Here is a 711-nt window from a genome sequence, read left to right as displayed (position 1 = left end):
TGAAGTTGTGTCCAATGATTTTCATACCAGTAACCAATGTTGCTTTGACTTTACCCCGTACCTTGAGTTTTCCTGCTCCCTGTGAACACTTTAGCGAGGAGTTGGTTCCTTCAATGGCGGTACGTTTGCTGGTAGCTTCTTTCCTGGCTCTTTTGTCTTCTTTCCGTTCGCGGGCTTCGGCCAGAAATATAGCACTCTGTTCAACTCTTAATACGGTATTATTTTTTCGGAATTTTACCGGGCAGGCGCCTTGCCTGGGACAGTTTGAACAAATATTCCTGTCGAAATGAGCGAGGATCACATTACTTTTTCCATTGAACTGACAGCTATATGGAGCATGACCTTCTGGACAGGAATCCACTGTCTTATGGTCTTTAATGGTAAATGCAGTTAGCGGGAGCTTTTCAGGATCCGGTTTTTTCCCGGTCATGTCTGTATAATGTACCGTAATTCCGGTATCTTGCGCCTGTTTTTCTACTCCTCCGCTGAAGTAACCTCCATCGACGTAAAAGTCGGTGACATCCATTTTGTTTTGTATTTCAGGGATGCGCTTTTCTAACATCTCAGCATCGCTAACCCTGTTTTTCTCGACCGCATAATCGGTGATTATTTGGACAGGATTTTCATCAGCACAAGTTTCGGCAATATTTAGGACTAGTCCAACATGCCCTTTAGAAGCTTTCTTGCGGTAGGTCACATCCGGGTCGTAGG

Annotated in this window: 1 protein-coding gene; it reads right to left on the bottom strand. The window is 44.6% G+C overall.

Features of this window, described 5'->3' with window-relative positions; genetic code table 11:
• Positions 1 to 711 (bottom strand): transposase (locus tag Psfp_RS21185; protein ID WP_192895580.1); only part of this gene is annotated, 711 nt, incomplete at both ends.

Origin of the sequence: Pelotomaculum sp. FP (assembly GCF_004369245.1) — a bacterium.
GTDB lineage: Bacteria > Bacillota > Desulfotomaculia > Desulfotomaculales > Pelotomaculaceae > Pelotomaculum_C > Pelotomaculum_C schinkii.
This window is presented reverse-complemented; position numbering and strand designations above follow the sequence as displayed.